This window comes from Curtobacterium sp. Curtsp22 (assembly GCF_059492135.1).
The window spans coordinates 1,448,978-1,474,185 of sequence record NZ_CP168519.1; the positions used below are offsets into that span (position 1 = coordinate 1,448,978).

Genomic DNA, 25,208 nt, shown 5'->3' on the forward strand with positions numbered 1-25,208 from the left:
CGATGCTCGACTCGACTCTCCCAAGGGCATGCGCACCCGCGTCCTGCCCACCCGGCGCCGAGGTCGCGGTGACGCCTTCGGTCGCGCGACCGAGGGCATCGCGCGTGCGATGGGAACGCCGTGGTTCCTCGTCGGCCTGACCCTGTTCTGCGTCGTCTGGATGGGCTACAACACGCTCGCCCCGAAGCCCTGGCAGTTCGACTCCGCGGCGATCGGCTTCACGGCCCTGACGCTCGTGCTGTCCCTGCAGGCGTCGTACGCGGCACCGCTCATCCTGCTCGCCCAGAACCGGCAGGACGACCGCGACCGCGTGCAGTTCGAGCAGGACCGGCAGCGCGCCGAGCGGAACCTCGCCGACACCGAGTACCTCGCCCGCGAGGTCGTGGCGCTCCGCCTGGCGATGCGGGACATGGCGTCGAAGGACTTCATCCGCGCCGAGATCCGCTCGCTGCTCGAGGAACTCGACCGGCGCGACGCCGAGGACGCCGGCTTCGCCGACGAGTCCGGCACGACGGCCCGTGGCTGACGGCGGCCGGTCGGACGAGCAGCTGGGCAGCGCGGTCCTCGCAGCGCTCGGCCGCGTGATCGACCCCGAGATCCGCCGGCCCGTCACGGAGCTCGACATGATCCGTGGTGTCGACGTGCAGCCAGGAGGCGCGGTGCGCGTCGACCTGCAGCTCACGATCGTCGGGTGCCCGGCCGCCGACACCATCGAGCGCGACGTACGTGCGGCCGCCGGTTCCGTGGACGGCGTCTCCAGCGTGGCGGTCGACGTGTCCGTGATGGCCCCGGCGACGCGCGCCGCACTCACCGAACGCCTCCGCGCGGGGAGACCCCGAGGCGTGCAGTTCACCCCGGACTCGCTCACCCGGGTGATCGCGGTGACGAGCGGCAAGGGCGGCGTCGGCAAGTCGACGGTCACCGTGAACCTCGCCGCCGCCCTCGCGGCCCGCGGGCAGCGCGTGGGCATCGTGGACGTCGACGTGCACGGTTTCAGTGTCCCCGGGCTGATGGGGCTCACCGACGCCTCGGGCGTGGCCCCTCGCCCGACCCGGGTCGACAGCATGATCCTGCCGCCGGTCGCGCACGACGTGAAGGTCGTCTCGATCGGCATGTTCGTGGACGACGTCTCGACCGCGGTGTCCTGGCGCGGTCCGATGCTGCACCGCACCGTCTCGCAGTTCCTCACCGACGTGTACTTCGGCGACCTCGACGTGCTCCTGCTCGACCTGCCGCCCGGCACCGGTGACGTGGCGATCTCGGTCGGCCAGCTGCTCCCCCACGCCGAGGTCCTGGTCGTCACCACGCCCCAGGCGGCCGCTGCCGACGTGGCCGAACGGAGCGGGATCGTCGCCCGTCAGACCGGGCAGCGGGTGATCGGCGTCGTCGAGAACATGGCGGGCCTGGTGCAGCCCGACGGGTCCGTGCTGCACCTCTTCGGCGAGGGCGGTGGCGCCGAGACCGCCCGCCGGCTCTCCCGCGACCAGGAGTCCGCCGTCCCGGTGCTCGGCAGCGTGCCGCTGTCCGTGCCGCTCCGCGAGGGCGGCGACGCCGGCGTCCCGGTGGTGCTCGGCGATCCCGAGGACCCAGCGGCGGTGGCGCTGGCGGCGATCGCGGACCGCATCGGCACGATGGGACGGGGCCTGTCGGGCCGGAAGCTCGGGCTGACGCTGTCGTAGGGTCGAGTGCATGAGCACTGATCACGTCAGCGTCGACTGGGAGCAGGCCCGCGACACCAACCGCGCGAACTGGGACGACCGGGTGCCCATCCACGAGGGCGCCTACGAGATCGACGCCCTGACCGACCCGGACCACCGCTCGACCGTCGTCCGCGACGACCTGCCCGCACTGCGACCGTGGCTGCCGGACGGCGCCCTCGCCGGCCTCGACCTCTGCCACCTGCAGTGCCACATCGGCACGGACACGGTCTCGCTCGCGCGTGAGGGAGCCCGCGTCACCGGCGTCGACTTCTCCCCCGCGGCGCTCGCCTCGGCCGCCGGGCTGTCGGCGCGCCTCGGCCTCGACGTGACCTGGGTCGAGACGGACGTCCTCGACGCCCGGGCCGCGGTGGTGGGCGACTTCGACGTCGTCTACACGAGCATCGGGACGATCTGCTGGCTCGACGACCTCGACCGGTGGGCCGCCCAGGTCGCGGCACTCCTGCGACCGGGCGGCGTGTTCTTCATCCGCGACGGCCACCCCGCGCTGTACGCACTCGACGAGGACGCCGACGGGCTCGTCACCCGCTACCGGTACTTCGCGGACGGCTCCGCCCAGCAGTGGGACGACGCCGGCACCTACGCGGGCGACGGCACGGTGTCGAACACCCGCACCTACGAGTGGCCGCACCCGCTGTCGGAGATCGTGAACGCCCTGCTCGGCGCCGGGCTCCGGCTGCGCCGGCTCGACGAGGGTCGGACGCTGCCGTGGCGGTTCAGCCCGCGCATGGTCGACACCGGGGACGGCTCGTGGGAGTGGCCCGGCGAGGACCGCGACCGCCTCCCCACGACCTTCACGATCGTCGCGTCGAAGGACTGATCCGCCAGCCGATCGACGCTGCCTGTACGTCCTTTCATGGACAGGTCGTTCCACCGCGGAGCAATATGCAGGGGTATTCCACAATGCTCCTGCGGAATCGGGTCCGCAGGGGCTCCACCCGTGTCCGGCAACGCCGCCGGACCGAGGACAGGAGAACCGTGTGAACAGCAGGACCAGACTCAGGATCGGACTCGTCGCGGCCCTCGCGGCTGCACTGGCGGGCGGGTCCGTCGCAGCAGGACCGGCCATGGCGGCCACACCGGCGTGCGCCTCCGCGTGGAGCGCGGGCACCGCGTACAGCGGCGGCGCGACGGTGAGCGAGAGCGGGACGAACTACACCGCGAACTGGTGGACGCAGGGAGACGACCCGGCGACCCACTCCGGCGCGACCGGCAGCGGCCAGCCCTGGACGTCCACGGGAGCCTGCGCCGGCACCGGCGACGGCGGTACGACCACCCCGGGCGGCGGCACCACCACCCCGGGCACCGGCGGCGGGACGGCGAAGGGCATGGTCTTCAGCCCGTACAAGGACGTCACCGTGAACCTCGACTGGAACACGAACGTGATGAACACCGCCGTCACCGGCACGCGCATCCCGCTCGTCGGGTCGAGCAACAGCCTGGTGTCCACCCGGGAGCCGGGTCTCAAGGCGATCACCCTCGCCTTCGCCACCGGTACCTGCGGCAGCGAGAACTGGGGCGGTGTCGCCGCGGACGCGTTCGCGAGCGCCAACATCCCGAAGCTCGACGCCGCGGGCGTGGACTACGTCGTGAGCACCGGCGGCGCGGCGGGCTCGTTCAAGTGCTCGGGTACGGCGCTGCAGAGCTTCATCGCCCGGTACGCCACCCCGCACATGATCGGCGTCGACTTCGACATCGAGAGCGGGCAGTCCGCCGCCGACGTGCAGAACCTCGTCAAAGCCGCAGCGCTCGCGCAGTCGAAGTACCCGGGGATGCGGTTCTCGTTCACGCTGGCGACCCTGGCCGCCAGCGACGGGAGCTTCGGCGGCCTGAACAGCACCGGTGACGTCACGGTCAAGGCCATCAAGGCGTCGAGCCTGACGAACTACACCGTCAACCTCATGACGATGGACTTCGGCCGCGCGACGACCGCGAACTGCGTCCTGTCCGGATCGACCTGCGAGATGGGCAAGTCCTCGATCCAGGCCGTCACGAACCTCGAGCACACGTACGGCATCGCACCGTCGAAGATCGAGGTCACCCCGATGATCGGCGTGAACGACGCCTCCGACGAGGTCTTCACCCTCGCCGACGTCGACACGCTGTCCGCCTACGCGAAGGCGAACGGGCTCGCCGGGGTCCACTACTGGTCCCTCGACCGTGACACCCCGTGCTCCTCGACGACGGCGATGTCCACCTGCAGCTCGGTCCCGAGCGCGCCGGCCCTCGCGTGGACGGACCGCTTCCTGGCCGACCTGCAGTAGTCGCCACCACCAAGGGACTGGAGGCGCGGTGCCAGCTGGCACCGCGCCTCCAGTCCGTCATCGGCTCACGTGACGTCGCGTCAGGTCGCTTCGGCGTCGAACGGTGCGGCCTCGCCGACGGCGAGCGGCACCACGGGTGCCGTCGCGCGCACCTTCGACGCGGTCACCTGCGCGGTCTGCACCGCAGCGGCGCTGCTGCCGGAGTCGAGCAGCGCATCGCGGATGATCCGGCGCGGGTCGTACTGCCGCGGGTCGAGCTTCTGCCAGTCGACCTCGTCGAACTCGGGGCCCATCTCGTCGCGCATCCGGTCCTTCGCGGTGTCGGCGAAGCGACGGACGGCCTTGACGAACTCGGCGAGCTTCTGGGCGTACTGCGGGAGTCGCTGCGGACCGAGCAGGAGGACGCCGATGATCCCGATCACCAGGAACTTCTCGAAGCCGTCGAACACGGTACGAGCGTAACCCGTCCACACCCCGGAGCACCCGTAGAGTTGTCACCCGAACGGAGTGTGCGTGTCAGAGAAAGAGTCGAACTGGAAGTTCGCCGAGGACATCGTCTCGGAGTCCGAGGTGATCGCCCGAGCCAGGGAGCACTCCCTCGAACTCGGGGTCGAGGCGATCTCCCCCGCCATCGGCGCACAGATCGGGGTCGTCGCGGCCGCCTCGCGCGCCACGAGCATGATCGAGATCGGCACCGGCCTGGGGGTGTCCGGGCTGTACCTGCTCGGCGGCGCACCGTCCGCCACGCTCACCACGATCGACATCGAGGTCGACCACCAGAAGTACGCCCGTGACGCGTACATCGCCGCGGGCACCGCCCCCGCCCGGATCCGACTCATCCCGGGTCGGGCGAACCAGGTGCTGCCGCGTATGAACGAAGCCTCGTACGACATCGTCCTCGTCGACGCCGACCCGGAGCACGTCATCGAGTACGTGGAGCACGGACTGCGGCTCGCTCGGCTCGGCGGGACCGTCCTCGTGCCACACGCGCTCTGGCGGGGCCGGGTGGCCGACCCGGTGAAGCGGGACCGGGCGACGACCGACTTCCGGCTGCTGCTCACCGAGGTGTCGACGTCGGGTGCGGTCATCAGCGCGCTCTCCCCCGCCGGAGACGGACTGCTGCAGATGACGAAGGTCTCCGCGTAGTCAGAGGTACCTGCGCACCTCGTCGGTGAACCGCGGCACTCCCGCTCGCCGCAGCGTGCCGAGGACGTCGTCCACACTCTGCGGAGGCGCGACGTAGTCCTCGCTGAGTTCCCGGAGCACCCTGGTGATCATGCCCGGGAACAGGTCGAGCTGGTCGAGCAGGAATGCGTCGGGGTGCACCACCTCGACGTCGAACCCTTCGAGCGATCCGGCCGGGAAGTCGCGGACGTTGAAGGTCACGAGCACGTCGGCCTTCGCGCGGATCGCTGCCGCCAACACGTGGCGGTCCTTCGGATCGCAGCTCAGGCCATCGATGAGGTCGCCGTGTCCGGTCACGAGCGCGTCCGGGAAGTACGTTCGCATCATGTCCAGCCGCCGGTCGATGCCCTCCGCGGAGATCCCGCCGGCGACTGCGTTCCGGCGAACCTCGTCGAGGACCTCCTCGGACCACAACGGGCGGAAGGCTCCCTCGTCGGCGAGCCGGAGGAGGACATCCGAGAGCGTGATCCCGTAGATCGCGCAGGCGTCGAAGAAGACCGGGAACGCCACGATCAGTCAGCCGCCGGCCGATCGCCCCGCGCACGTTCGAGGGCCTGCCCGTCACGAGCAGCTCGCCGGAGTGCCGTGCGGCGCCGCGTCCGGAACTGCTCCTGGAAGTCGACGAGGTCACGGAGGAGTACCCGGCGGTGGCGGCCGCGCTTCTCGAACGCGATGCTGCCGTCCTCGAGGTACTTGACCAGGGTCGGGCGCGAGACCCCCAGGAAGTCAGCGGCTTGCTGCGTGGTCATCTGGGTGTCGTTCCGAGCGACCGTGACGCCGCTGCCCTGCGCGAGCGCGTCCGCGACCTGTTCGAGCACCTCGAAGATCTCGGTCGGGATCTTCCGGACACGTCCGTCGGGTGCGCGGAGCTCGGCGAGCTGCTCGTCACGAGCTGCCTGCTCGATCTCCCGCAGGAGCTGAGCGAGTCCGGCGATGTCCTCGCGGTCATCAGTCGGGAAGTACGTTCTCGACGTGGCCCGGCGGTCAGGCAGATCGGTAGCGGTCGACATGACACCGATCCTAATCGAAAGAACCGAAAGTCCACCGGTCTCAGCCGAGGTGGCGCAGGTAGCGCTCCGGGCACTCGAGGAACGACCGCTGGTGCCGGACGCGGTCGAGGTCGGCCCACTCCGTGCGCCGCAGACCCCACTCGCCGACCTCGTGGATCGTCGCGCCGGGGAAGGCTGCGAGCACCGGTGAGTGCGTCGACATGAGCACCTGCCCGACGCCGCTCTCGACGATCGACTGCAGCAGGCCGATGAGTGCCAGGCAGCCGGAGAACGACAGCGCGGACTCGGGTTCGTCGAGGATCCACAACCCTGGCCACCGCGCACGGTCGATCACGAAGTCGAGGAAGGACTCGCCGTGGCTGCGCTCGTGGAAGACCGGCTCGGGCCGAGACAGGTTCGGGTGTTCCTCGAGGTAGGTGAAGAACCCGTGCATGGTCTCCGCGCGGAGGAAGAACCCGCCGCGGGGCGCCCCGAAGTCGCGGCGGATGGCGATGTGTTCGCACAGGTCGGACTCGGAGGCGCGGGTCGAGTGCTGCGATCCGGTGCCGCCGCCCTCCGGCCCCATGCCGAACTGCAGCGCGATGGCCTCGACGATGGTGGACTTGCCGACGCCGTTCTCCCCGACGAACACCGTGACGGGGTCGAGGTCGAGCCCCTCGTCGAGGAGCTGCCGGACGGGGGCGAGGGTGGCGGGCCAGACGTCGCGGGGCATCGGGTCGGGGTCGCAGTACTCCTCGACGCGACGGATCGGCAGGTGGGTCCTCGGCACGGAGCCCATCCTGCCGTGCCACGCCGACATCAGCGTCGGGCGGTGCGGACGGAGGGCGGGCGGACGGACGTGCGGACGGACGGAGGGCCCGGAGCGTACGCGCTCCGGGCCCTCCGTTCTGGTGCGTCGACGTACTAGGCCGAGACGACCTCGGCGAGTGCGTCGTGGAGTTCCTTGGCCTCGGCATCGTTGACCGAGACGACCAGGCGGCCTCCACCTTCGAGCGGAACCCGCACGATGATGAGTCGACCCTCCTTAACAGCCTCCATCGGCCCGTCACCGGTCCTCGGCTTCATGGCTGCCATCAGATGTCCCCTTTCGTGCAGTACATGCACCCCCATTATCTCGTATCGATGGGGGAACTGCGAAACCGCCCAGGTTGGGGGCCGTGGATCGCGACGTTCTCGCGGTTCCGAGTGGTCACCTTGGCGTGTGCCGTACATCCGCTCCAAGCGCCGTCAACCGCTCGACCCCGCCGTCGAGGCCGTCCCCGCTGGCATGCGCGTCGCGGGGGCGTTCTCGTGGCGGATGCTCGTCGTCGTCGCCGCCCTCGCCGTCGTCGTCGCGCTCGTGGTCCTGCTGCAGGACATCGTGGTGCCGTTCCTGATCGGCCTCATCGTGTGCGCCCTGCTCGCGCCGTTCTCGCTGTTCCTGCAGCGCCACCGCTGGCCGAAGTGGCTCGCGGTGCTGTCGTGCTTCCTCGCCGTCGTGATCGTCATCGGCGTCCTCGCGCTGGTCGTCACGGCGCAGATCCGGTACGACCTGCCGTCGCTCGAGCACCGTCTCGACCACAACGTGCAGTCCCTGCAGAGCCTGCTGGCCACCGAGCCGTTCGGCATCACGGCGTCGCAGGTCACGAAGTGGCTGTCCGACGGCACGAAGTTCCTGCAGACCCACGCGTCGTCGATCGCCTCGGGTGCGGCCGAGGCCGGGAGCGGGCTCGTGCACCTGCTCGAGGGCCTCTTCATCGTGGTGTTCACGACGATCTTCGTGCTCGTCGACGGCCCGCGCATCTGGTCGTGGGTGGTGCGGCTCTTCCCCCGCCGGGCGCGCGGTCGCATCGACGTCGCCGGGCACGCCGGCTGGAAGACGCTGACGAGCTTCATCCGCGTCCAGCTCGTCGTCGCGGTGACGGACGCGCTCGGCATCGTGATCGGCGCCCTCGCGCTGCAGGTGCCGCTCGCGATCCCGATCGGCGTCATCGTGTTCTTCGGCGCCTTCGTGCCGGTGGTCGGCGCGATCGTCGCGGGCGTCGTCGCGGTGCTCGTCGCGCTCGTGTTCAACGGCTGGGTGCCCGCGCTGGTCATGCTCGGCATCGTGATCGCCGTGCAGCAGCTCGAGAGCCACGTCCTGCACCCGTTCCTCACCGGGTCGGCCGTGCGTGTGCACCCGCTCGGTGTCGTGCTCGGCGTCACCGCGGGCACGACGATCGCCGGCGTCGTCGGGGCGTTCTTCGCGGTGCCGTTCATCGCGACCGCGAACGCGATGATCCACGCGGCGGCGTCAGCCGACCCCGAGGCGGTGGCGCGGGGCGCCGAGGACCGCGAGGCCGACGTCGATCACGGCGGGGTCCAGTCGTAGCCGTCGATCCACCAGCAGTAGTACATCCACACCCACTGCAGCGCGATGCAGACCACCACGACCGCCACCCGGTACACCCGTGACCGCGGCAGCGCGACGATCCCGAGCAGCGGGGCGATCGGCAGCAGGATGCGCCAGGTGCTCGACTGCGGGAAGAACACGGCCAGCAGGTACACCAGGTAGGCGACGCCCCAGAGTCGCAGCTCGGGCCCGATCCGCCGCGCGGCCGGCAGGGCCACGAACGCGGCGAACCCGACCGCCACGACGGCGAGCAGGATCGCGCCGGCCGGCTGCCCGAACCACCACCCGAAGCCCTGCACCCACGGCGCGAACGGGACGAGCTCCCGCCACCCGATGTACGACGACCGCCACGCCAGTTCGGTGTCCGTGTACGCCCGGGGCACCCCGGTCACCGCCCAGGCGATCGCCGGCCACGCCAGCCCGACGATCCCGGACAGGACCGCGACCACCGCGGGTGGGACGAACCGCTGCACGGTGAGCGGCGACGACGCGCGGACCCACGACGGGCGGACGAACCACGCGGCGAGGAACAGCACGATCAGCAGCGCGAAGGCCAGCCCGGTCGGCCGGGTCATCCCGAGCAGCAGGACGACCGGGAGCATCGACCACCAGCGGCGGTCCACCATGAGCAGCAGCGCGACGAGGAGCAGGAACAGGCCCATCGACTCGGCGTACGCGACCTGGAACATAGCCGAGACGGGTGCGACGCAGAACAGCACGGTCGCGAAGGTCGCTCGGGCCGGGTCGAGGAACCGACCCATCAGCCGTCGGAACACGAGCGCCGCTCCCCAGCCGAACAGGAGCGAGACGGACACGGCGACGAACTCGAAGGACGCGCCCGTCAGCGCCATCAGGCCCCGCACCACAAAGGGGTAGGCGGGCATGAACGCCCACGCGTTCTCGGTCACGTGTCCCGCGGCGTCGATCGGCAGCGTCGAGGGGTACCCGGACGCGGCGATCACCCGGTACCAGGCGCCGTCCCAGATCGACGAGAACGACAGCAGGCCGGGGTGCTGCACCGTGAACGAGTTCGCCGCCTGCACGCTCGCGAACGCGGCGAGCATCGTACCCGTGACGATCCGCGCGAGCACGTACACGACCGTGATCCGCACCCACCACGGCACGACCCGGTAGCGGGCGTGCCACCGGGCGCGGGCGGGGCTCAGCCGGGTGGACCCGGCCGTGGTCAGGCCGTCAGCCACCGACGCAGACCGTGCTCGACCGCGGTGATCTGGTCGACGGGGACCTGCTCGTCGTCGTGGTGGGCGAAGACCGGCTCGCCGGGTCCGTAGTTGACCGCGGGGACACCGAGCGCCGAGAAGCGTGCGACGTCGGTCCACCCGTACTTCGGGCGGGGCGCGGGACCGCCGACGGCGGCGACGAAGTCCTGCGCCAGCGGGGCGTCGAGTCCGGGTCGGGCACCGGCGGCGAGGTCGACGATCTGCACGTCGTAGCCGTCGAAGAGCTCGCGGATGTGGGCGACGGCCTCGTCCGCGCTGCGCGACGGGGCGAAGCGGTAGTTGACGTGCACCATGACCTCGTCGGGGATGACGTTGCCGGCGATGCCGCCCGTGATGCCGACGGCGTTGAGGCCTTCGCGGTAGTCGAGTCCGTCGACCGTGACCGTGCGCGGCTCGTAGGCGGCGAGCGTGGCCAGGATCGGCGCGGCCTTGTGGATCGCGTTGTCGCCGATCCAGCTCCGGGCGCTGTGCGAGCGCTTGCCGGAGGCGCGGACCTCGGCCCGGAGGTTGCCGTTGCACCCACCCTCGATCTGCGCACCGGAGGGCTCGCCGAGGATCGCGAAGTCGCCCGCGAGGAGCTCGGGACGCGTCCGTGCCAGGCGTCCGAGGCCGTTCAGCGCGTCGCTTACCTCTTCGTGGTCGTAGAAGACCCAGGTGACGTCGACGTTCGGCTCGGCGAGGTCGTACGCGAGCTTGAGCTGGACTGCGCAACCGGCCTTCATGTCCACGGTGCCGCGGCCCCAGAGGATCTCGGTGCCGTCCTCGGCCGTCCGGAACTCGGTCGGCAGGTTGCCGTTGAGCGGCACGGTGTCGATGTGCCCCGCGATGACCACGCGGCGGTCACGACCGAGGTTCGTCCGTGCCATGATCGCGTCGCCGTCGCGGATCACCTCGAGGTGGGGCAGCGGCGTCAGGGCGGCCTCGATCGCGTCGGCGAGCGGCCCTTCGTCACCCGACACCGACTCGATGTCGCAGATGGCACGGGTGATGTCGATGGACGAGGCGGTGAGGTCGAACGGCTCCGGCATGCGGGAAGCCTACCGGCCGACCCTTGCAGCCCGGCGGAGCCGTCCGGACGGACGGGTGGCCCCCTCCCCTCGCTGGGTACCCTGGTCCTGTGACCGACACGACCGCTGCCACCGCCCGCCCGACCCACGCCTGGGGCCACGGCCTCGCGACGATCGCCGCCGACGGCACGACGCTCGACACCTGGTACCCGGAGACGTTCGTCGGCGCGCTGCCCGCCGACGCCGTGTTCCCCGCCGACCTGCGCGCACACGTCGGCGACGACCCGCGCCGCGGTGTCACGATCGAGGCGGTCACGACCGAGGTCACGATCGACGCCGCACCTGCGAGCACGCCGGACGCGTACCTCCGCCTGCACCTCCTCAGCCACCTGCACGTGGCGCCGAACGAGGTCAACCTCGAGGGCGTCTTCGCGCACCTGCCGATCGTCGCGTGGACGAACGCGGGCCCGGTGCACCCCGACGACCTGACCCGCCTCCGCCCCGGCCTGCAGCGCGCCGGCATCGCCGTGCACGCGATCGACAAGTTCCCCCGGCTGGTCGACTACGTCGTGCCGGACCGCGTGCGCATCGCCGACGCGAACCGGGTCCGGCTCGGCGCCCACCTCGCTCCCGGCACGACGGTGATGCACGAGGGCTTCGTGAACTTCAACGCCGGCACCCTCGGCGACGCGATGATCGAGGGCCGTGTCTCGCAGGGCGTCGTCGTCGGGAACGGCACGGACATCGGCGGCGGCGCCTCGATCATGGGCACGCTGTCCGGCGGCGGCACCCACCGCGTCTCCCTCGGGGAGCGCGCGCTGCTCGGTGCGAACGCCGGTCTCGGCATCTCGCTCGGCGACGACTCCGTGGTCGAGGCCGGGCTGTACGTGACGGCCGGCACGAAGGTCGTCCTCGTCGGCGCGGCCCCGAACCCGGACGGCACCCCGAAGACGGTCAAGGCCGCCGAGCTCTCCGGGACGCCCAACATCCTGTTCCGCCGCAACTCGGTCTCCGGCGCGGTGGAGGCACTGCAGCGCCAGGGGCAGGGCATCCAGCTCAACACCGCGCTGCACGCGTAGGCGGTCCGTCCGTGGGGGGAACGGTCGACGGACCGCACGGCCCGGTGCCGGTCCGCCGGTACGCAGCGCCCCCGGGCACGACGTCGGCCACGACGCTCGTGTGGTTGCACGGGGGTGGGTTCTTCCGCGGCAGCCTCGACCTCCCGGAAGCGCAGGTCGTCGCCAGCACCCTCGCCGACCGGGGGCTCGACGTCGTCACGGTCGGGTACTGCCTCGCTCCCCTGCCCGGGTTGCCCGTCGTCGGAGGCCGCGGACCCCGGGGTCGACGCCGTCACCCGGTGCCGAACGACGAGGTCCGCGCCGTGCTCGAGGTCGTTCGCGGCGAGACCGACGGTCCGGTCCTCCTCGGCGGGGCGAGTGCCGGCGCGTGCCTCGCAGCAGCCGTGACCCGGACGCTGCCGGACGCCGCACGGCCGGACGGACTCGTCCTCGCGTACGGGTTCTTCCACGCCCGCACCCCGCGCGATGCGGCAGTCCTCCGATCGGTCCGCGGGCACCGGCGGCTCACGCACCACCCGGCACTGCTCGACCGGGCGAACTGGAACCACCTCGGCCGCGCGGGCGACACCGCCACCGCGTTCCCCGGCGGCGAGGACCTCTCCGGCTTCCCCCGCACGCTCATGGTGGACGCCGAGCACGACACGATGCGAGCCTCGGGTGACCGGTTCGCCGACGAGCTGCGCAGCGCCGGGGTGGCGGTCGACCGGCACGTGCTCCCGGCAGCGCGGCACGCCTTCCTCAACCGGCCGGGGTCGCCCGACTCGGACCGGGCGCTCGACCTCGTGACCGCCTGGGCGGCGCGCTCGTCCGGCGCCTGAACGGCGCGGGCGGGCACGCGGCGGAGCCGGCCGTGCGACGGACGGGAGGCGCGGTGCCAGCCCGCACCGTGCCTCCCGTCCGTCGATCCGTACCGTCCACCGCCGCGCCCGCGCGTGGCTGCGCGGCGCGTCAGCGTGCGGGCAGGTCGCGCTCCGGGTGCCCGACGTAGAGCTGCTGCGGGCGCCCGATCTTGTTCAGCGGGTCGTTGTTCAGCTCGCGCCACTGCGCGATCCACCCGGGCAGACGCCCGATGGCGAACAGCACCGTGAACATCCGCGGCGGGAAGCCCATCGCCTTGTAGATGATGCCCGTGTAGAAGTCGACGTTCGGGTAGAGCTTCCGGCTGACGAAGTACTCGTCCTCGAGCGCGATGCCCTCGAGCTCCATGGCGATGTCGAGCAGGTCGTCCTGCACGCCGAGCGCCTCGAGCACCTCGTGCGCGGACTCCTTCACGAGCTTCGCCCGGGGGTCGTAGTTCTTGTAGACGCGGTGCCCGAAGCCCATGAGCTTCACGCCGCGCTCCTTGTTCTTCACCCGCTCGACGAAGCGCGTCACCGGCTCGCCCGAGTCCTTGATCTGCTGGAGCATCTCGAGCACGGCCTCGTTCGCGCCGCCGTGCAGCGGACCGTACAGCGCGTTGATGCCGGCGGAGATCGAGGCGAACATGTTCGCCTTCGTCGACCCGACCATCCGGACCGTGGCGGTGGAGGCGTTCTGCTCGTGGTCCTCGTGCAGGATCAGGAGCCGCTCGAGCGCCTTCGACAGCACCGGGTTCGGCTGGTAGGTCTCGGCCATCGTGCCGAAGTTCAGGCGCAGGAAGTTGTCGACGAAGGACAGCGAGTTGTCCGGGTACAGGAACGCCTGCCCGATGGACTTCTTGTGCGCGTACGCGGCGATCACCGGCAGCTTCGCGAGGAGCCGGACGGTCTGGAGCTCGACCTTCTCGGGGTCGTCGACGTCCATGTCGTCCTCGTAGTAGGTCGACAGGGCGCTGACGGCGCTGGAGAGGACGGACATCGGGTGCGCCGAGTGCGGCAGGGCGTCGAACAGACGACGGAGATCCTCGTGCAGCAGCGTGTGGCGGCGGATCCGGGCGTCGAACGACTCGAGCTCGGAGGGCGTCGGCAGTTCGCCGTAGATGAGGAGCCAGGCGACCTCGAGGAAGGTCAGGTTCGACGCGACCTGGTCGATCGGGTAGCCGCGGTACCGCAGGATGCCCTGGTCGCCGTCGATGTAGGTGATGGCGCTCTTCGTCGACCCGGTGTTCACGAACCCGTAGTCGAGCGTGTTCATCCCGGTCTGCTTCTTGAACGTCGAGATGTCGATGGTGGACGCACCGTCGACGCTCGGCAGGATCGGGAACTCCGCCGTGCCGCCCGGGTACGTCAGCGTCGCGGTCGCCGCGGTCTGCTCGGCGGCGGGACTCACGGGGACGGGCGTGGTGGGCGGTGTGGCCGTCTTCTGAGCGTCATTGGCAGTGTCAGTCACGGTGACAGCCTAATCGCGCCCACTGTCGGTCGTGCACACATCGAGCCTCAGGACTTGGTGGGAACCACGGATTGCGCCGAGCGCGAAAGGGTCAGGCGGATGCCAGGCGCCGCCCGCTCGCCAGTCGCTGCGCGGCTGCGGCGATGCGCTCGTCGGTCGCCGTGAGCGCCACACGCACGTGCTCGGCACCCGCTGCGCCGTAGAAGGTCCCCGGAGCGACGAGGATCCCGCGCTCGGCCAGCCAGGCGACGGTGTCGAGCGCCGGTTCGCCGCGGGTGGCCCAGAGGTACAGGCCCGCCTCGCTGTGGTCGACCCGGAAGCCGGCGCCTTCGAGTGCCCGTCGGAGCATGTTCCGTCGGGCGCGGTACAGCGCCTTCTGCGCCTGCACGTGGGACTCGTCGGCGAGGGCGACGATCATCGCTTCCTGCACCGGGAGCGGCGGCATCATGCCCGTGTGCTTGCGGACCGCGAGCACCTCGGCGAGGACCTGAGCGTCACCGGCGGCGAAGGCCGCCCGGTAGCCGGCGAGGTTCGACTGCTTCGAGAGCGAGTAGACGCTGAGCACCCCGTCCACCGAGTCACCAACGACCCGGGGGTCGAGGATCGTCGGGGTCGGTGCGGCATCGTACGGCGGTTCCCAACCGAGTTCGGCGTAGCACTCGTCGCCGACGATGACGGCGCCGAGCTCCCGCGCCCGCTCGACCGCGGCGCGCAGCTCGTCGATCGACAGGACGCGGCCGTCGGGGTTGCCCGGGGAGTTCAGCCACACGAGCTTCGTGGTGGACGGCCAGGCGGCCGGGTCGTCCGACGCGAGGGCGTCCGCGCCGACCAGGACCGCACCGAGCTCGTACGTCGGGTACGCCGCGGCCGGGAACACCACCGTGTCGCCGCGGCCGAGGCCGAGCCAGAGCGCGAGCCCGGCGATGAACTCCTTCGACCCGATGGTCGGGAGCACCTGGTCCGGCGTGAGGGTCACGCCCTGGCGCCGGCCGTACCAGTCCGCGATCGCCTCGCGCAGGGCCGGGGTGCCGGCGACCTGCGGGTAGGCGTGCGCGTCGGTCGCCTCGGCCAGCGCCGTGCGGACGACGGCGGGCGTCGGGTCGACGGGCGAGCCGACGCTGAGGTCGACGATGCCGCCCTCGACCGCCGCGGCCTGCTGCTTGAACGGGACGAGCTGGTCCCAGGGGAAGTCGGGGAGGTCGAGCGCCACGGGTCGGATCCGGCTCAGCCGCGGGGCGGTTCGGCCATGACGACCGGGTGGTCCTTGTGGATCACACCGACCTTCGCGGCACCGCCGGGGGAACCGACCTCTTCGAAGAACTCGACGTTGGCCTTGTAGTAGTCGGCCCACTCGTCGGGGAGGTCGTCCTCGTAGTAGATCGCCTCGACCGGGCACACCGGCTCGCACGCACCGCAGTCGACGCACTCGTCGGGGTGGATGTACAGCGACCGGTCACCCTCGTAGATGCAGTCGACCGGGCATTCGTCGATGCAGGCGCGGTCCTTGACGTCGACACAGGGCTGGGCGATCACGTACGTCACGGTTGGGGTGCTCCCTTCGGACTGAGCAGATCGAGTCTACCCGCGCGACCCGGCCGCACCTGACCGCCCGGCGGACGGACCCTCAGGCCCGGTCGGCCGTCCCCGACCGCTCGGCGGCCGACGCCCGGATGCCGGACAGGTCGGGCCACGCGAGCACGAGCGCCGTGACGGCCGCCGGCCCGAACGTCCACACGTAGCCCGCGACGTTGGCGAGCACGAGCGGGGAGCTCTGCCCGCCCACCGACGACAGCACCTGCGTCGCGGCGATGATTCCGATGCCGACCGCCGCGACCATCGCCCGCGACCGGTACAGCAGCCGGATGCCGACCGTGAGCCCGATCACGATCAACGAGGTGAGCACGATGCCGACCGGGAACGCCCCGAGGGTCTGCTGGTGCGTGACCGTGCCGAGTCCCCCGGCGACGAGTCCGAGCACGAGGGCGACCACGACGGCGGTGACCTTCCCCTGCCGCGAGAACTCGGCGAAGGTCTGCGGCGCCTGCGGGACCCGGTCGGCGTCGTGACGGAACGCCTCGACCGCCGGCGCCTGGTGCCGGGCACCGTGCGGCATCACCCACGACAGCGCGGTCGGGTCACGGGGATCGACCGGGTCGACCGTCACCTGGGACCGGTACTGCTCGACGGCCGCCCGGACCTTCGCCCGCACCGGCACGACGTCGACGGTCAGGTCGGCCTGCCCGGAGTCGGGGTCCACGATCATCGAGAACGGGAGTTCCTCGGCACGGGCGGCGTACCGCGCGGCGTGGTGGACCCGCACGTGGTCGGGGTGGCCGTAGCCGCCGTCGTCGGCGTAGCTCACCACCGCGTCCGCGCCGGTGGACCGGATCGCGGCGCGGATGTCGTCGACGACCTCGCCGAGGTCGGCCGCGGTCAGCGAGTCCGCCGGGGCGTCCCCGGCGGCGACGGCGCGTCCGTCGGGGCCCCACTGCATGCCGGAGTCGGTGTAGCGGCGCTCGGGCAGGTCCGTCGGACGCGCACCCGGCCCGCCGAGCCAGAGGTGCGCCGGCCCGCCGAGTGCGGCGAGGGCGGCGGCGATCTCGGTCTCGCGGTGCGCGGCGACCCGCGGACCGTCGCCGAAGAGCGGCGCGAGCTCGGGCGTCAGCATCTCGCCGCGCTCGCCACGGGTGGCGGTGAGCACGGTCACCTCGGCGCCGAGCTCGAGCAGGGTGGCGATCGTCCCGCCCGACGAGAGCGTCTCGTCGTCGGGGTGGGCGTGCACGAACAGGACGCGCTCGGGGCGGGTTGCGGGGGCCTTCGACATCGGGTCCAAGCGTACCCAGCGGTGGCTAGCGGGGCGTCACGATGTAGGTCGCGGTGACGCCGTCGCTGCCGTCGGAGAAGGTCAGGACCACCCGGTAGCCGTCGCTCCGGAACATCCCGAAGGCGCTGGACGAGTCCGCCCGCTTCGCCGACTCGGTGAACCCGGCGTCGGTGAGCTGCTGCGCGGCGGCCTGGAAGTCGTCGACGGAGGCGGCACGGACCTGTGCCACCCACCCGGATCCGTTCGGCCCGCTCCCGCCGCCGAGCACGGTGCCGTCGACGAGCGGGACGTCCTTCGTCGGGAAGCCGTCGGGGACCTTGCCGTCCGAGGTCACGTTCGCGCCCTTGAGCGCGGTGTCGAGTGCGCCGTCGATGCCGCCGGCGACCGAGGCCATGCCGTCCTGGACGGCCTTGCCGTCGATGCCCTGTACGCCCTCGGCGACGCTCGACGCGACCGACGAGCCGAGGTCGGTGGCCTGCTTCACGGCGTCGGACGAGCAGCCGGCCAGTCCGGCGAGGGCGATGCCGGCGGCGACGGCGGCGATCAGGGTGCGGGTCGGGGTGCGCATGCCCAGCACCCTAGGGGGCGAGACGGGAGGCGCGGCGTGAGTCCCCTGGGAACGTCACGTGCGTGGCGGGGTCGCGCCGCGCCTCCTGGCTCGGTCCCGCGGGACCGCCCGCGTCAGGCGACGTACGCGCGCGTCGCCGCCACGAGGGCGTCGACGCCCACCGGGATCGCCGTCTCGGCCTGCGGCGCGTAGAAGGGCGAGTGGTTGCTCGGGATGTCCTCGCCGCGACGGAACAGCTCCGGGTCGGTGATGCCGGTGAACCAGTACACGAGCGGCGCTCCGGCCGCGGTGGCGAGCTGGCCGACGTCCTCGGACGCCATCGCCAGGCCGATCTCGAGGTCGCGGGCTCCGGGGACCGCGGCGCGGATCGCGTCGAGCACGGTCTGGGCGGCCTCGGCGTCGTTCACGGTGACCTCGGCACCCGGCGACCGAACGATCGTCGGCTCGGGAAGCCCACCGGCCTCGCTCTCGGCGCGGACGATGCGCTCGATCGAGGCGATGATCCGCTCGCGGGTCTCCTCGTTGCGGGCCCGCGTCGAGATCTCGATGACGGCCTGGTCGGGGATGATGTTCGCGCGGGTGCCGGCGTGGAAGCTGCCGACCGTGACCACCCCGGCGTCGCTCGGCGAGACCTCGCGCGAGACCACGGTCTGCAGGCGCACGACGGCCGACGCGGCGGTGACGACCGGGTCGAGCGAGGCCTGCGGGGCGGAACCGTGCGCGCCGCGGCCGTTGAACGTGACCGTCAGCCGGTCGCTCGACGCCATCACGGGGCCGCTGCCGACCGCGACGATGCCGACCGGCGCCGGCGCGGAGTGCTGTCCGAGGACGACGTCGGGCTTCGGGAAGCGCTCGACGAGCCCGTCCTCGACCATGGCGCGGGCGCCGGAGATGACCTCCTCCGCCGGCTGGAAGACACCGACGACGGTGCCGTGCCAGTCGCCCGTGGTGGCGGCGAGGCGCTCGAGGGTCCCGAGCAGCCACGTCACGTGGATGTCGTGGCCACAGGCGTGCATCGTCGGGACGTCGTTGCCGTCCTCGTCGGTGCCGTGGTGCTCGCTGGCGTAGGGCAGGCCGGTGCGCTCCTGGACCGGCAGCCCGTCCATGTCGGCGCGGAGCCAGACGACGGGCCCCTCGCCGTTCGACAGGACGCCCACGACACCGGTGCCGCCGACGCCCGTGGTGACCTCGATCCCGCCGATCTCCGCGAGCCGGTCGGCGACGATGCCCGCCGTGCGGTGCTCCTGGAAGCCGAGCTCGGGGTGGGCGTGGAGGTCCTGGTACAGCGAGAGGAGGTCGAGAGTCACGCGCACCACGGTACATCCGACGACGGCCCGGCCACCTCGAACGAGGTGACCGGGCCGTCGGAGGGAGGCCGTGCCTCCTGGACGGACCGCTGCTTACGCGTCCTGACGCTTCAGGCGGGCGTACGCGCGCTGGCGGGCCTGCGCGTCGAGCTCGACCTTGCGGATGCGCACGGCGTCGGGGGTGACCTCGACGCACTCGTCCTCACGCGCGAACTCGAGGCACTCCTCGAGCGACAGCTGGCGCGACGGCGTCATCGACTCGAAGGTGTCAGCGTTCGCCGAACGCATGTTCGTGAGCTTCTTCTCCTTCGTGATGTTGACGTCCATGTCGTCGGCGCGCGAGTTCTCGCCGATGACCATGCCCTCGTAGACCTCTTCGGTGGGGTTGACGAAGAACGTCATCCGCTCCTGGAGGTTCGTGATGGCGAACGGCGTGACGACACCGGAGCGGTCGGACACGATCGACCCGTTGATGCGGGTCTGGATCGGGCCGGCCCACTCGTCGTAGCCGTGCGAGATCGCGTTGGCGATGCCGGTGCCGCGGGTCTCGGTGAGGAACGACGTGCGGAAGCCGATCAGGCCGCGCGACGGGACGATGAACTCCATGCGCACCCAGCCGGTGCCGTGGTTCGTCATGTTCTCCATGCGGCCCTTGCGAGCGGCCATGAGCTGCGTGATCGCGCCGAGGTACTCCTCCGGCGTGTCGATCGTCATGTGCTCGTAGGGCTCCTGGAGCTTGCCGTTCTCGTCACGCTTGGTGACGACCTGCGGCTTGCCGACCGTGAGCTCGAAGCCCTCGCGACGCATCTGCTCGACGAGGATGGCCAGCGCGAGCTCGCCGCGGCCCTGGACCTCCCACGCGTCGGGGCGACCGATGTCGAGGACCTTGAGCGAGACGTTGCCGATGAGCTCGCGGTCGAGGCGCTCCTTGACCATGCGGGCGGTGAGCTTGTGGCCCTTCACCTTGCCGACGAGCGGGCTGGTGTTCGTGCCGATCGTCATCGAGATCGCCGGGTCGTCGACCGTGATGGTCGGCAGCGGACGGACGTCCTCGGGGTCGGTCAGGGTCTCACCGATGGTGATCGTGTCGAAGCCGGCGACGGCGACGATGTCACCGGGGCCCGCCGACTCGGCCGGGTAGCGCTCGAGCGCCTTGGTGACGAGCAGCTCGGTGATGCGGGCGTTGACGACGCTGCCGTCGTGCTTGACCCACGCGACCGTCTGGCCCTTCTTCATGGTGCCGTGGAAGATGCGCAGGAGCGCGAGGCGACCGAGGAACGGCGACGCGTCGAGGTTCGTGACGTGCGCCTGCAGCGGGTGGGCGTCGTCGTACTTCGGGGCGGGGACGTGCTGGAGGATCGCCTCGAACAGGGGCTCGAGGTCGTCGTTGTCCGGCAGCGAGCCGTCGGCCGGCTTGTTGCGGCTGGCGGCACCCGCACGACCCGAGGCGTAGACCACGGGGACGTCGAGGATCGCGTCGAGGTCGAGGTCGTCGACCTCGTCCGACAGGTCGGAGGCGAGCCCGAGCAGGAGGTCCTGCGACTCGGACACGACCTCGTCGATGCGGGAGTCCGGGCGGTCCGTCTTGTTGACGAGCAGGATCACCGGGAGCTTCGCGGCGAGCGCCTTGCGGAGCACGAAGCGGGTCTGGGGCAGCGGACCCTCTGACGCGTCGACGAGGAGCACGACGCCGTCGACCATGGAGAGGCCGCGCTCGACCTCACCACCGAAGTCGGCGTGACCCGGGGTGTCGATGACGTTGATCGTGATGGGGCCGTCCGCGCCGAACTCGGTCGCGTGCTTGCCGTTGTAGAGCACCGACGTGTTCTTCGCGAGGATCGTGATGCCCTTCTCGCGCTCGAGGTCGTTCGAGTCCATCATGCGGTCTTCGCCCTCGAAGTGGGCGTCGAACGAGTTGGTCTGCGTGAGCATCGCGTCGACGAGGGTGGTCTTGCCGTGGTCGACGTGTGCCACGATGGCGACGTTGCGCAGGTCGGACCGGGTGGCGAGCGCCATACAGGACATCCTTTGGTGTTCGGAAGAAGATCGGGCGGCCGACTGTGGCGCTCGCGCCGCGGTGGCACTGCCCGGAGGTGGGCAGAACGCCCGACACGCCAGTCTACCGGTAGTTCGCAACCGAGAGGAGTGCCCCCGATGAGCCGTCGGCGAACGTGGATCGAGATCACGATCGTGCTGATGCTCTCGCTCGGCGGCAGCGCGCTGTACTCGGTGCTCCAGATCATCGACGACCTGTCGCAGACGACGCCACTCGGGCAGCAGTCCACGGCGCTCAACACCTCGACCACGACCGTGCAGTACGTCGACCTCGCCCGGCAGCTCGTGGGCATCGCGGTCGACCTCGCGCCGGTCGCGCTCGTCTGCTTCCTGCTCTGGAGCACCACCCGCCCGCACCTCGGTCGACTCGGCATCGACCGGTTCCGCGTGCGGCCCGACCTCGGCGGCGCGGCGCTCATCGCGCTCGGCATCGGGATCCCCGGGCTCGCGCTGTACTTCACCGGGCGGGCGCTCGGGTTCACCGTCAACGTGAACCCGGCGGCGCTCGACTCGTACTGGTGGACGATCCCCGTGCTGCTGCTCTCGGCGATCCGCTCCGGGCTGCAGGAGGAGGTGATCGTCGTCGGGTACCTCTACGAACGGCTGGGCGGCCTCGGGTGGGGGCGCTGGCAGGTCATCCTGTCCACCGCGGTCCTGCGCGGGAGCTACCACCTCTACCAGGGGTTCGGCGCGTTCGTCGGGAACGCCGTGATGGGCATCGTGTTCGGCTGGATCTACACGAGGTGGGGCCGGCTCCTCCCCCTCGTCATCACGCACTGCCTGCTCGACGCCGCGGTGTTCGTCGGGTACCCGTGGGTCGCGCACGCGTTCCCGCAGCTCTTCCGCTGACGCTGGTCGCCGCGGCACGGCCGGCGACCTGCCCCGGGGCGCCCGCCGCCCCGGCCGCGCGGCATCCCCCGTTCGGGCGTCGGCGATGCGGCGGACCCGTCCGACCCCGGCCCGGCGGACCCACAGCGAACCCACAGCGCGGCGCCGCACCGGACCCTGGTCCCGCACCTACCGTGGCCGCATGAGCATCCCCGAGGTCGGCGATCCCGCACCCGGATTCATCCTGCCCGGCATGATCGTGCGCGACGGCACCCGCACCGACGACGAGTACGCCCTGTCGGCCGAGATCGGCCGGACGCTCGTGCTCGCCTTCTACCCGGGCGACGCCACCCCGGTCTGCACGGCACAGCTCTGCAGCTACCAAGAGGAGCTCGACGACTTCGGCGACCTCGGCGCCGTGGTGTGGGGCGTCAGCCCGCAGGCGCTCGACTCGCACGAGGCGTTCGCCCGCGGGTCCTCGCTCACCTTCCCCCTGCTGAGCGACACCGCCGGGGACGTCATCCGCGCGTACGGCGTGCAGGCGCCGGGGATCGGGCTCCGGCGGTCCGTGTTCGTGATCGGGCCGGACGGCGTGGTCCGCTGGCGGCACGTGGGGCTCGTCGGGCTCCGGTTCCCCAAGGCGGACGCGATCCGGGCGCAGATCGAGCTCCTCGTGGCGTGACACGGCGTGTCGGTCCCCCGAAAATGCGACGGTCTGGGGTATTGACACCCGAACGGGGGCCGAGGACGATTGACGCCACGAGAGGTCCACACAGGATCTGCCTCCCCGGGGAATCGGGTCGTCCGGAGATACGCGCTGGTGTGTCACACCCGCTCCCCGGGCGTTCCCGGGGAGGCATCTCGTAACCTCTTCGGCGTGATCACGATCCTCGCCCCCGGCATGCGTCTGCTCGCCGTCGTCCTGTGGGTCGCGGCCGCCGCGCTCGTCCCCCTCGCCCTCCTGAGCGGCGGCACCGCCTGGCTCGCTCCGGTCCCGAGCATCTGCATCGCCTTCATCGCGTGGGCGGTCCTCTGGCGCCCGCGCTTCGAGCTCACCGACGAGCACCTCCGCATCGTCGACGTCCGCCGCACCAGCACCTACACCTGGCGCCGCGTCACCGAGGTCCGCACCAAGTACGGCATCGAGATCGTCACGAGCGAGGGCGTCCGCCGCACGTGGCTCGCCACCCGCAGGTCGGCCCGGCTCGCCGCCGTGGTCGACGGTCGTCCAGGAGGCGCGGATCGCCTCGACGTCGACGCTGCGGCCGAGCGCATACGGGCGTTCGTGCCCGAGCCGCCCGCGCAGGACGGCCCGCCTCCGGCGACCGTGACGGCTGCGCCGATCACGCACCGTGTGCACGGGTGGACGATCCTCGCGATCGTGGTCCTCGCGTTCGTCGCGACCCTGGCGGCCGCGCAGCTCTGACCGCCGCGATCCCTGCGACGAAGAACGACATCCCCGACGTCGTGCGACGTCGGGGATGTCGTTTCCAGGTGGAGTGCTGCGGACTACTTCTTGTAGCCCACGTCCTGCCACTTCACCGAGGACTGCTGGAACTGCGCCGGACCGTAGTTCACGAGGTCCTTGCGCACACCCCAGGCGTAGGGCTCCGGGAACAGCGGGATCGTGCCCGCGACCTTCACGATCTTCTTGTCGATCGCGTCCGCGTCCTCGATGCGCTTGTCGGCGTCGAGTTCGGCGTTCGCCTTGTCCCAGGCGGCACCGAGCGAGTCGTCGGTCACGCCCGTGTAGTTCTGCCCCGCGTCGGCCGGGTAGTAGATCGACTTCAGCGACGACACCGGGAACGGCGTGCCCTGCCAGGCGAAGTACGTGGCGTCGAAGTCACGGCCGTCGGTGGTGACGTACTTCGTGAAGAAGTCGTCGGTCGGGACGGTGTCGATGGTCACCTTGAAGCCGGCGAGCTTCGTCTGCTGCTGCACGAGCTGCGCGACGTTCGCCGAGTTCTGGTTGTCCGACGGGATGACGAAGCGGACGTCGAGCGTCTTGCCGCCCTTGGTCGCGTAGCCGTCCGAGCCGATCGTGTAGCCGGCGTCCTCGAGCTTCTTCTTCGCCTTGTCGGTGCTGTAGCCGTAGACCGAGGAGACGTTGTCCTGGTAGCCCTTCTGGCCGGGCAGGTAGACGAGGTTGTTGAGGACCTGCACCGGGCTCTTCACCGGCGAGAGGATCGCCTGCGCGACCACCTGACGGTTGATCGCCTGGGCGAACGCCTGGCGGACCTCCTGGTCCTTGAAGACGTCCGACGTGCCGTTCAGGGTGATCTGACGCTGGGTCGTGCCGAGCGAGCGCTCGATCTTCGAGTCCGAGCGGCTGTTCGCGGTCTTGAAGTTGTCCGCGCTGCCGTTCAGGTTGAAGGCGTCGAACTCCTTGTTCGCGTAGGCCTGCGCGACACCGTCGCGGGACACGGTCTTGAAGACGATCGTGTCGAGCTTCGGCGCGTCACCCCACCACTTCGAGTTCTTCTCGAAGGTCACGACGCCGCCGTTGGCGTCGAAGGTCTTGAGGATGTACGGGCCGGCGGAGACGTACGTCTTGCCGTCCGCGGCGAACGGACCCTTCGCCCACGAGTTGTTGAAGTGGTCGGGGGTGTCCACGGCCCAGTAGGGGTAGATCGCGGTGAAGACGCTCGGCCAGTCGGCGTTCGTCTTCGAGAACGTCACGATGACGTCGCGCTCGTCCGAACCCTGCGTGACGGAGTCGACGTCTTCCCAGACGTTGGTGGCGAGCGGGGCGAAGGCCTTGTTCGTGCCGTTCAGCGCCTTCCAGTTCGCCTCGACGTCCTTCTCGGTGATCGGGGTGCCGTCGGACCAGACCGCCTTGGGGTTGATCTTGATCTCGACGGTCTGGGGCGAGTCCTTCGTCAGCTCGATCGAGTCGACGTAGTCCTTGTTCGCCTCCCACTCGCCGTTGGCCTTGAACTGGATGAACCCGGGCAGGTAGGTGCCCGCGATCGTGTTGTCGTCGACCGTCCCGGAGTCGAGGTTCGACAGCTGCCAGTTCGCCGGTGCGGAGTCGATCGGCAGGGTGAGCGAGCCGCCGTCCTTGATCGTGTCGCGGTCGGCGACCGTCCAACCCGTCGACTTCAGCGACGACGTGGCGACGGCCGAGCTGCTCTGTCCGGCGGATCCGCCGCCGGAGCAGCCCGCGAGCACGAGTGCCGCGGCGGCTGCTGTGGCGAGCACGGCCGTCGTCTTGATCCTCATTCGCATGGCGAGGATTCCCTTTCGTTGTGGTTCGCGCCGGAGCGCCGGGACGCGACGGCCCCCGCCGCCACGCCTGTTGGTTGAGAACCCTAGTCACATCCGAAGGTCGCACAAGGGCTGCTGTACCGAATCGAAACATGCTCGTAACGAATGTTGCATAGCGTCAACAGGGATCACCCACCCCGGCTCGGAAGCGGCTAGCCTGTCGCCACCGAACAACGC

The 25,208-nt window shown here is 70.9% G+C and carries 26 protein-coding genes; 11 read left to right on the forward strand and 15 right to left on the reverse strand.

Features of this window, described 5'->3' with window-relative positions; translation table 11 throughout:
• The first annotated feature begins 28 nt into the window (after nt 1–28).
• The 4 genes from ACEN8D_RS06785 to ACEN8D_RS06800 all read left to right on the forward strand — a co-directional run bounded on the left by ACEN8D_RS06785 (nt 29) and on the right by ACEN8D_RS06800 (nt 3,982).
• Complete coding sequence (locus ACEN8D_RS06785; protein WP_070416691.1) at nt 29–526, forward strand: DUF1003 domain-containing protein; 498 nt, start codon at nt 29–31, stop codon at nt 524–526.
• On the forward strand, nt 519–1,679 hold the full coding sequence (locus ACEN8D_RS06790) for an Mrp/NBP35 family ATP-binding protein (RefSeq protein ID WP_413399338.1): 1,161 nt from the start codon (nt 519–521) through the stop codon (nt 1,677–1,679). Before ACEN8D_RS06785 ends, ACEN8D_RS06790 begins: the two co-directional genes overlap by 8 nt.
• A 10-nt stretch (nt 1,680–1,689) precedes the next feature.
• Nucleotides 1,690–2,538: a class I SAM-dependent methyltransferase gene (locus tag ACEN8D_RS06795; protein ID WP_413461744.1), complete on the forward strand. Its 849-nt coding sequence runs from the start codon at nt 1,690–1,692 to the stop codon at nt 2,536–2,538.
• 247 nt (nt 2,539–2,785) lie between these two features.
• Nucleotides 2,786–3,982 (forward strand): carbohydrate-binding protein, encoded by a 1,197-nt coding sequence (locus tag ACEN8D_RS06800; protein WP_413399336.1) that lies wholly within the window; start codon nt 2,786–2,788, stop codon nt 3,980–3,982.
• An 80-nt stretch (nt 3,983–4,062) separates the two neighbouring features.
• On the opposite strand, the gene ACEN8D_RS06805 is transcribed toward ACEN8D_RS06800, so the two are convergent.
• Nucleotides 4,063–4,431 (reverse strand): twin-arginine translocase TatA/TatE family subunit, encoded by a 369-nt coding sequence (locus ACEN8D_RS06805; RefSeq protein ID WP_070416695.1) that lies wholly within the window; start codon nt 4,429–4,431, stop codon nt 4,063–4,065.
• A 64-nt stretch (nt 4,432–4,495) separates the two neighbouring features.
• Between ACEN8D_RS06805 and ACEN8D_RS06810 the strand changes: the two genes are divergently transcribed.
• A complete protein-coding gene (locus ACEN8D_RS06810) occupies nt 4,496–5,128 on the forward strand; it encodes an O-methyltransferase (RefSeq protein ID WP_413399004.1) in 633 nt (210 codons plus the stop codon).
• Here ACEN8D_RS06810 and ACEN8D_RS06815 read toward each other — a convergent pair whose 3' ends face one another.
• From ACEN8D_RS06815 to ACEN8D_RS06830, 4 genes are all read right to left on the reverse strand, one after another.
• A complete protein-coding gene (locus ACEN8D_RS06815) occupies nt 5,129–5,677 on the reverse strand; it encodes a PIN domain-containing protein (protein ID WP_070416697.1) in 549 nt (182 codons plus the stop codon). It lies immediately after the preceding gene.
• A 2-nt stretch (nt 5,678–5,679) separates the two neighbouring features.
• Entirely contained in the window at nt 5,680–6,177 is a 498-nt protein-coding gene (locus ACEN8D_RS06820; RefSeq protein ID WP_070416698.1) for a helix-turn-helix domain-containing protein, read from the reverse strand.
• A gap of 40 nt (nt 6,178–6,217) precedes the next feature.
• Nucleotides 6,218–6,946, reverse strand: coding sequence for an AAA family ATPase (locus tag ACEN8D_RS06825; protein ID WP_413399003.1), 729 nt, complete (start codon nt 6,944–6,946; stop codon nt 6,218–6,220).
• A 134-nt stretch (nt 6,947–7,080) separates the two neighbouring features.
• Complete coding sequence (locus ACEN8D_RS06830) at nt 7,081–7,251, reverse strand: DUF3117 domain-containing protein (protein WP_017887054.1); 171 nt, start codon at nt 7,249–7,251, stop codon at nt 7,081–7,083.
• Between the two features lie 127 nt (nt 7,252–7,378).
• Here ACEN8D_RS06830 and ACEN8D_RS06835 point away from each other — a divergent pair, with 127 nt between their 5' ends.
• On the forward strand, nt 7,379–8,527 hold the full coding sequence (locus ACEN8D_RS06835; RefSeq protein ID WP_413399002.1) for an AI-2E family transporter: 1,149 nt from the start codon (nt 7,379–7,381) through the stop codon (nt 8,525–8,527).
• Here ACEN8D_RS06835 and ACEN8D_RS06840 read toward each other — a convergent pair.
• On the reverse strand, nt 8,506–9,750 hold the full coding sequence (locus ACEN8D_RS06840; RefSeq protein ID WP_413399001.1) for a putative hexosyltransferase: 1,245 nt from the start codon (nt 9,748–9,750) through the stop codon (nt 8,506–8,508). The genes ACEN8D_RS06835 and ACEN8D_RS06840 overlap by 22 nt on opposite strands.
• On the reverse strand, nt 9,735–10,817 hold the full coding sequence (dapE, locus tag ACEN8D_RS06845) for a succinyl-diaminopimelate desuccinylase (protein ID WP_413399000.1): 1,083 nt from the start codon (nt 10,815–10,817) through the stop codon (nt 9,735–9,737). Before dapE ends, ACEN8D_RS06840 begins: the two co-directional genes overlap by 16 nt.
• 89 nt (nt 10,818–10,906) lie before the next feature.
• Between dapE and dapD the strand changes: the two genes are divergently transcribed.
• Nucleotides 10,907–11,875, forward strand: a complete 969-nt coding sequence (gene dapD, locus ACEN8D_RS06850) for a 2,3,4,5-tetrahydropyridine-2,6-dicarboxylate N-succinyltransferase (RefSeq protein ID WP_413398999.1) — start codon at nt 10,907–10,909, stop codon at nt 11,873–11,875.
• Nucleotides 11,876–11,886: 11 nt separating this feature from the next.
• A complete protein-coding gene (locus tag ACEN8D_RS06855) occupies nt 11,887–12,693 on the forward strand; it encodes an alpha/beta hydrolase (RefSeq protein WP_413398998.1) in 807 nt (268 codons plus the stop codon).
• 130 nt (nt 12,694–12,823) lie between these two features.
• Here ACEN8D_RS06855 and ACEN8D_RS06860 read toward each other — a convergent pair whose 3' ends face one another.
• The 7 genes from ACEN8D_RS06860 to typA form a co-directional block, all read right to left on the reverse strand.
• The gene (locus tag ACEN8D_RS06860) at nt 12,824–14,122 is read right to left on the reverse strand and encodes a citrate synthase (RefSeq protein ID WP_413400096.1); all 1,299 of its coding nucleotides are present in this window, start codon (nt 14,120–14,122) and stop codon (nt 12,824–12,826) included.
• A 151-nt stretch (nt 14,123–14,273) separates the two neighbouring features.
• Nucleotides 14,274–15,392, reverse strand: a complete 1,119-nt coding sequence (gene dapC / locus ACEN8D_RS06865) for a succinyldiaminopimelate transaminase (RefSeq protein ID WP_413461632.1) — start codon at nt 15,390–15,392, stop codon at nt 14,274–14,276.
• Nucleotides 15,393–15,406: 14 nt separating this feature from the next.
• Complete coding sequence (fdxA, locus tag ACEN8D_RS06870) at nt 15,407–15,724, reverse strand: ferredoxin (RefSeq protein ID WP_058728223.1); 318 nt, start codon at nt 15,722–15,724, stop codon at nt 15,407–15,409.
• 82 nt (nt 15,725–15,806) lie between these two features.
• Nucleotides 15,807–17,006, reverse strand: coding sequence for a PIG-L family deacetylase (locus ACEN8D_RS06875; protein WP_495601211.1), 1,200 nt, complete (start codon nt 17,004–17,006; stop codon nt 15,807–15,809).
• Nucleotides 17,007–17,031: 25 nt separating this feature from the next.
• Complete coding sequence (locus tag ACEN8D_RS06880) at nt 17,032–17,574, reverse strand: hypothetical protein (protein WP_261646318.1); 543 nt, start codon at nt 17,572–17,574, stop codon at nt 17,032–17,034.
• A 113-nt stretch (nt 17,575–17,687) separates the two neighbouring features.
• On the reverse strand, nt 17,688–18,881 hold the full coding sequence (locus tag ACEN8D_RS06885; RefSeq protein ID WP_413399511.1) for an amidohydrolase: 1,194 nt from the start codon (nt 18,879–18,881) through the stop codon (nt 17,688–17,690).
• A gap of 93 nt (nt 18,882–18,974) precedes the next feature.
• Entirely contained in the window at nt 18,975–20,897 is a 1,923-nt protein-coding gene (gene typA / locus ACEN8D_RS06890) for a translational GTPase TypA (protein ID WP_413399510.1), read from the reverse strand.
• Nucleotides 20,898–21,035: 138 nt separating this feature from the next.
• On the opposite strand from typA, the gene ACEN8D_RS06895 reads away from it, so the two are divergent.
• The 3 genes from ACEN8D_RS06895 (at nt 21,036) to ACEN8D_RS06905 (ending at nt 23,190) form a co-directional block, all read left to right on the forward strand.
• A complete protein-coding gene (locus tag ACEN8D_RS06895; protein WP_071294976.1) occupies nt 21,036–21,785 on the forward strand; it encodes a CPBP family intramembrane glutamic endopeptidase in 750 nt (249 codons plus the stop codon).
• A gap of 181 nt (nt 21,786–21,966) precedes the next feature.
• Complete coding sequence (locus ACEN8D_RS06900; protein ID WP_413399124.1) at nt 21,967–22,446, forward strand: peroxiredoxin; 480 nt, start codon at nt 21,967–21,969, stop codon at nt 22,444–22,446.
• Between the two features lie 195 nt (nt 22,447–22,641).
• Complete coding sequence (locus ACEN8D_RS06905; protein ID WP_413399125.1) at nt 22,642–23,190, forward strand: hypothetical protein; 549 nt, start codon at nt 22,642–22,644, stop codon at nt 23,188–23,190.
• An 83-nt stretch (nt 23,191–23,273) separates the two neighbouring features.
• Here ACEN8D_RS06905 and ACEN8D_RS06910 read toward each other — a convergent pair whose 3' ends face one another.
• A complete protein-coding gene (locus ACEN8D_RS06910) occupies nt 23,274–24,986 on the reverse strand; it encodes an ABC transporter family substrate-binding protein (protein ID WP_070416711.1) in 1,713 nt (570 codons plus the stop codon).
• Nucleotides 24,987–25,208 lie beyond the last annotated feature (222 nt).

Bases quoted from the DNA above. Each gene is read 5' to 3' on its own strand.
- ACEN8D_RS06785 (WP_070416691.1), top strand. From the start codon at position 29: ATGCGCACCCGCGTCCTGCCCACCCGGCGCCGAGGTCGCGGTGACGCC.
- ACEN8D_RS06795 (WP_413461744.1), top strand. From the start codon at position 1,690: ATGAGCACTGATCACGTCAGCGTCGACTGGGAGCAGGCCCGCGACACC.
- ACEN8D_RS06800 (WP_413399336.1), top strand. From the start codon at position 2,786: ATGGCGGCCACACCGGCGTGCGCCTCCGCGTGGAGCGCGGGCACCGCG.
- ACEN8D_RS06820 (WP_070416698.1), bottom strand. From the start codon at position 6,177: ATGTCGACCGCTACCGATCTGCCTGACCGCCGGGCCACGTCGAGAACG.
- ACEN8D_RS06830 (WP_017887054.1), bottom strand. From the start codon at position 7,251: ATGGCAGCCATGAAGCCGAGGACCGGTGACGGGCCGATGGAGGCTGTT.
- dapE (WP_413399000.1), bottom strand. From the start codon at position 10,817: ATGCCGGAGCCGTTCGACCTCACCGCCTCGTCCATCGACATCACCCGT.
- ACEN8D_RS06875 (WP_495601211.1), bottom strand. From the start codon at position 17,006: ATGTCGAAGGCCCCCGCAACCCGCCCCGAGCGCGTCCTGTTCGTGCAC.
- ACEN8D_RS06880 (WP_261646318.1), bottom strand. From the start codon at position 17,574: ATGCGCACCCCGACCCGCACCCTGATCGCCGCCGTCGCCGCCGGCATC.
- typA (WP_413399510.1), bottom strand. From the start codon at position 20,897: ATGGCGCTCGCCACCCGGTCCGACCTGCGCAACGTCGCCATCGTGGCA.
- ACEN8D_RS06895 (WP_071294976.1), top strand. From the start codon at position 21,036: ATGAGCCGTCGGCGAACGTGGATCGAGATCACGATCGTGCTGATGCTC.
- ACEN8D_RS06900 (WP_413399124.1), top strand. From the start codon at position 21,967: ATGAGCATCCCCGAGGTCGGCGATCCCGCACCCGGATTCATCCTGCCC.
- ACEN8D_RS06910 (WP_070416711.1), bottom strand. From the start codon at position 24,986: ATGAGGATCAAGACGACGGCCGTGCTCGCCACAGCAGCCGCCGCGGCA.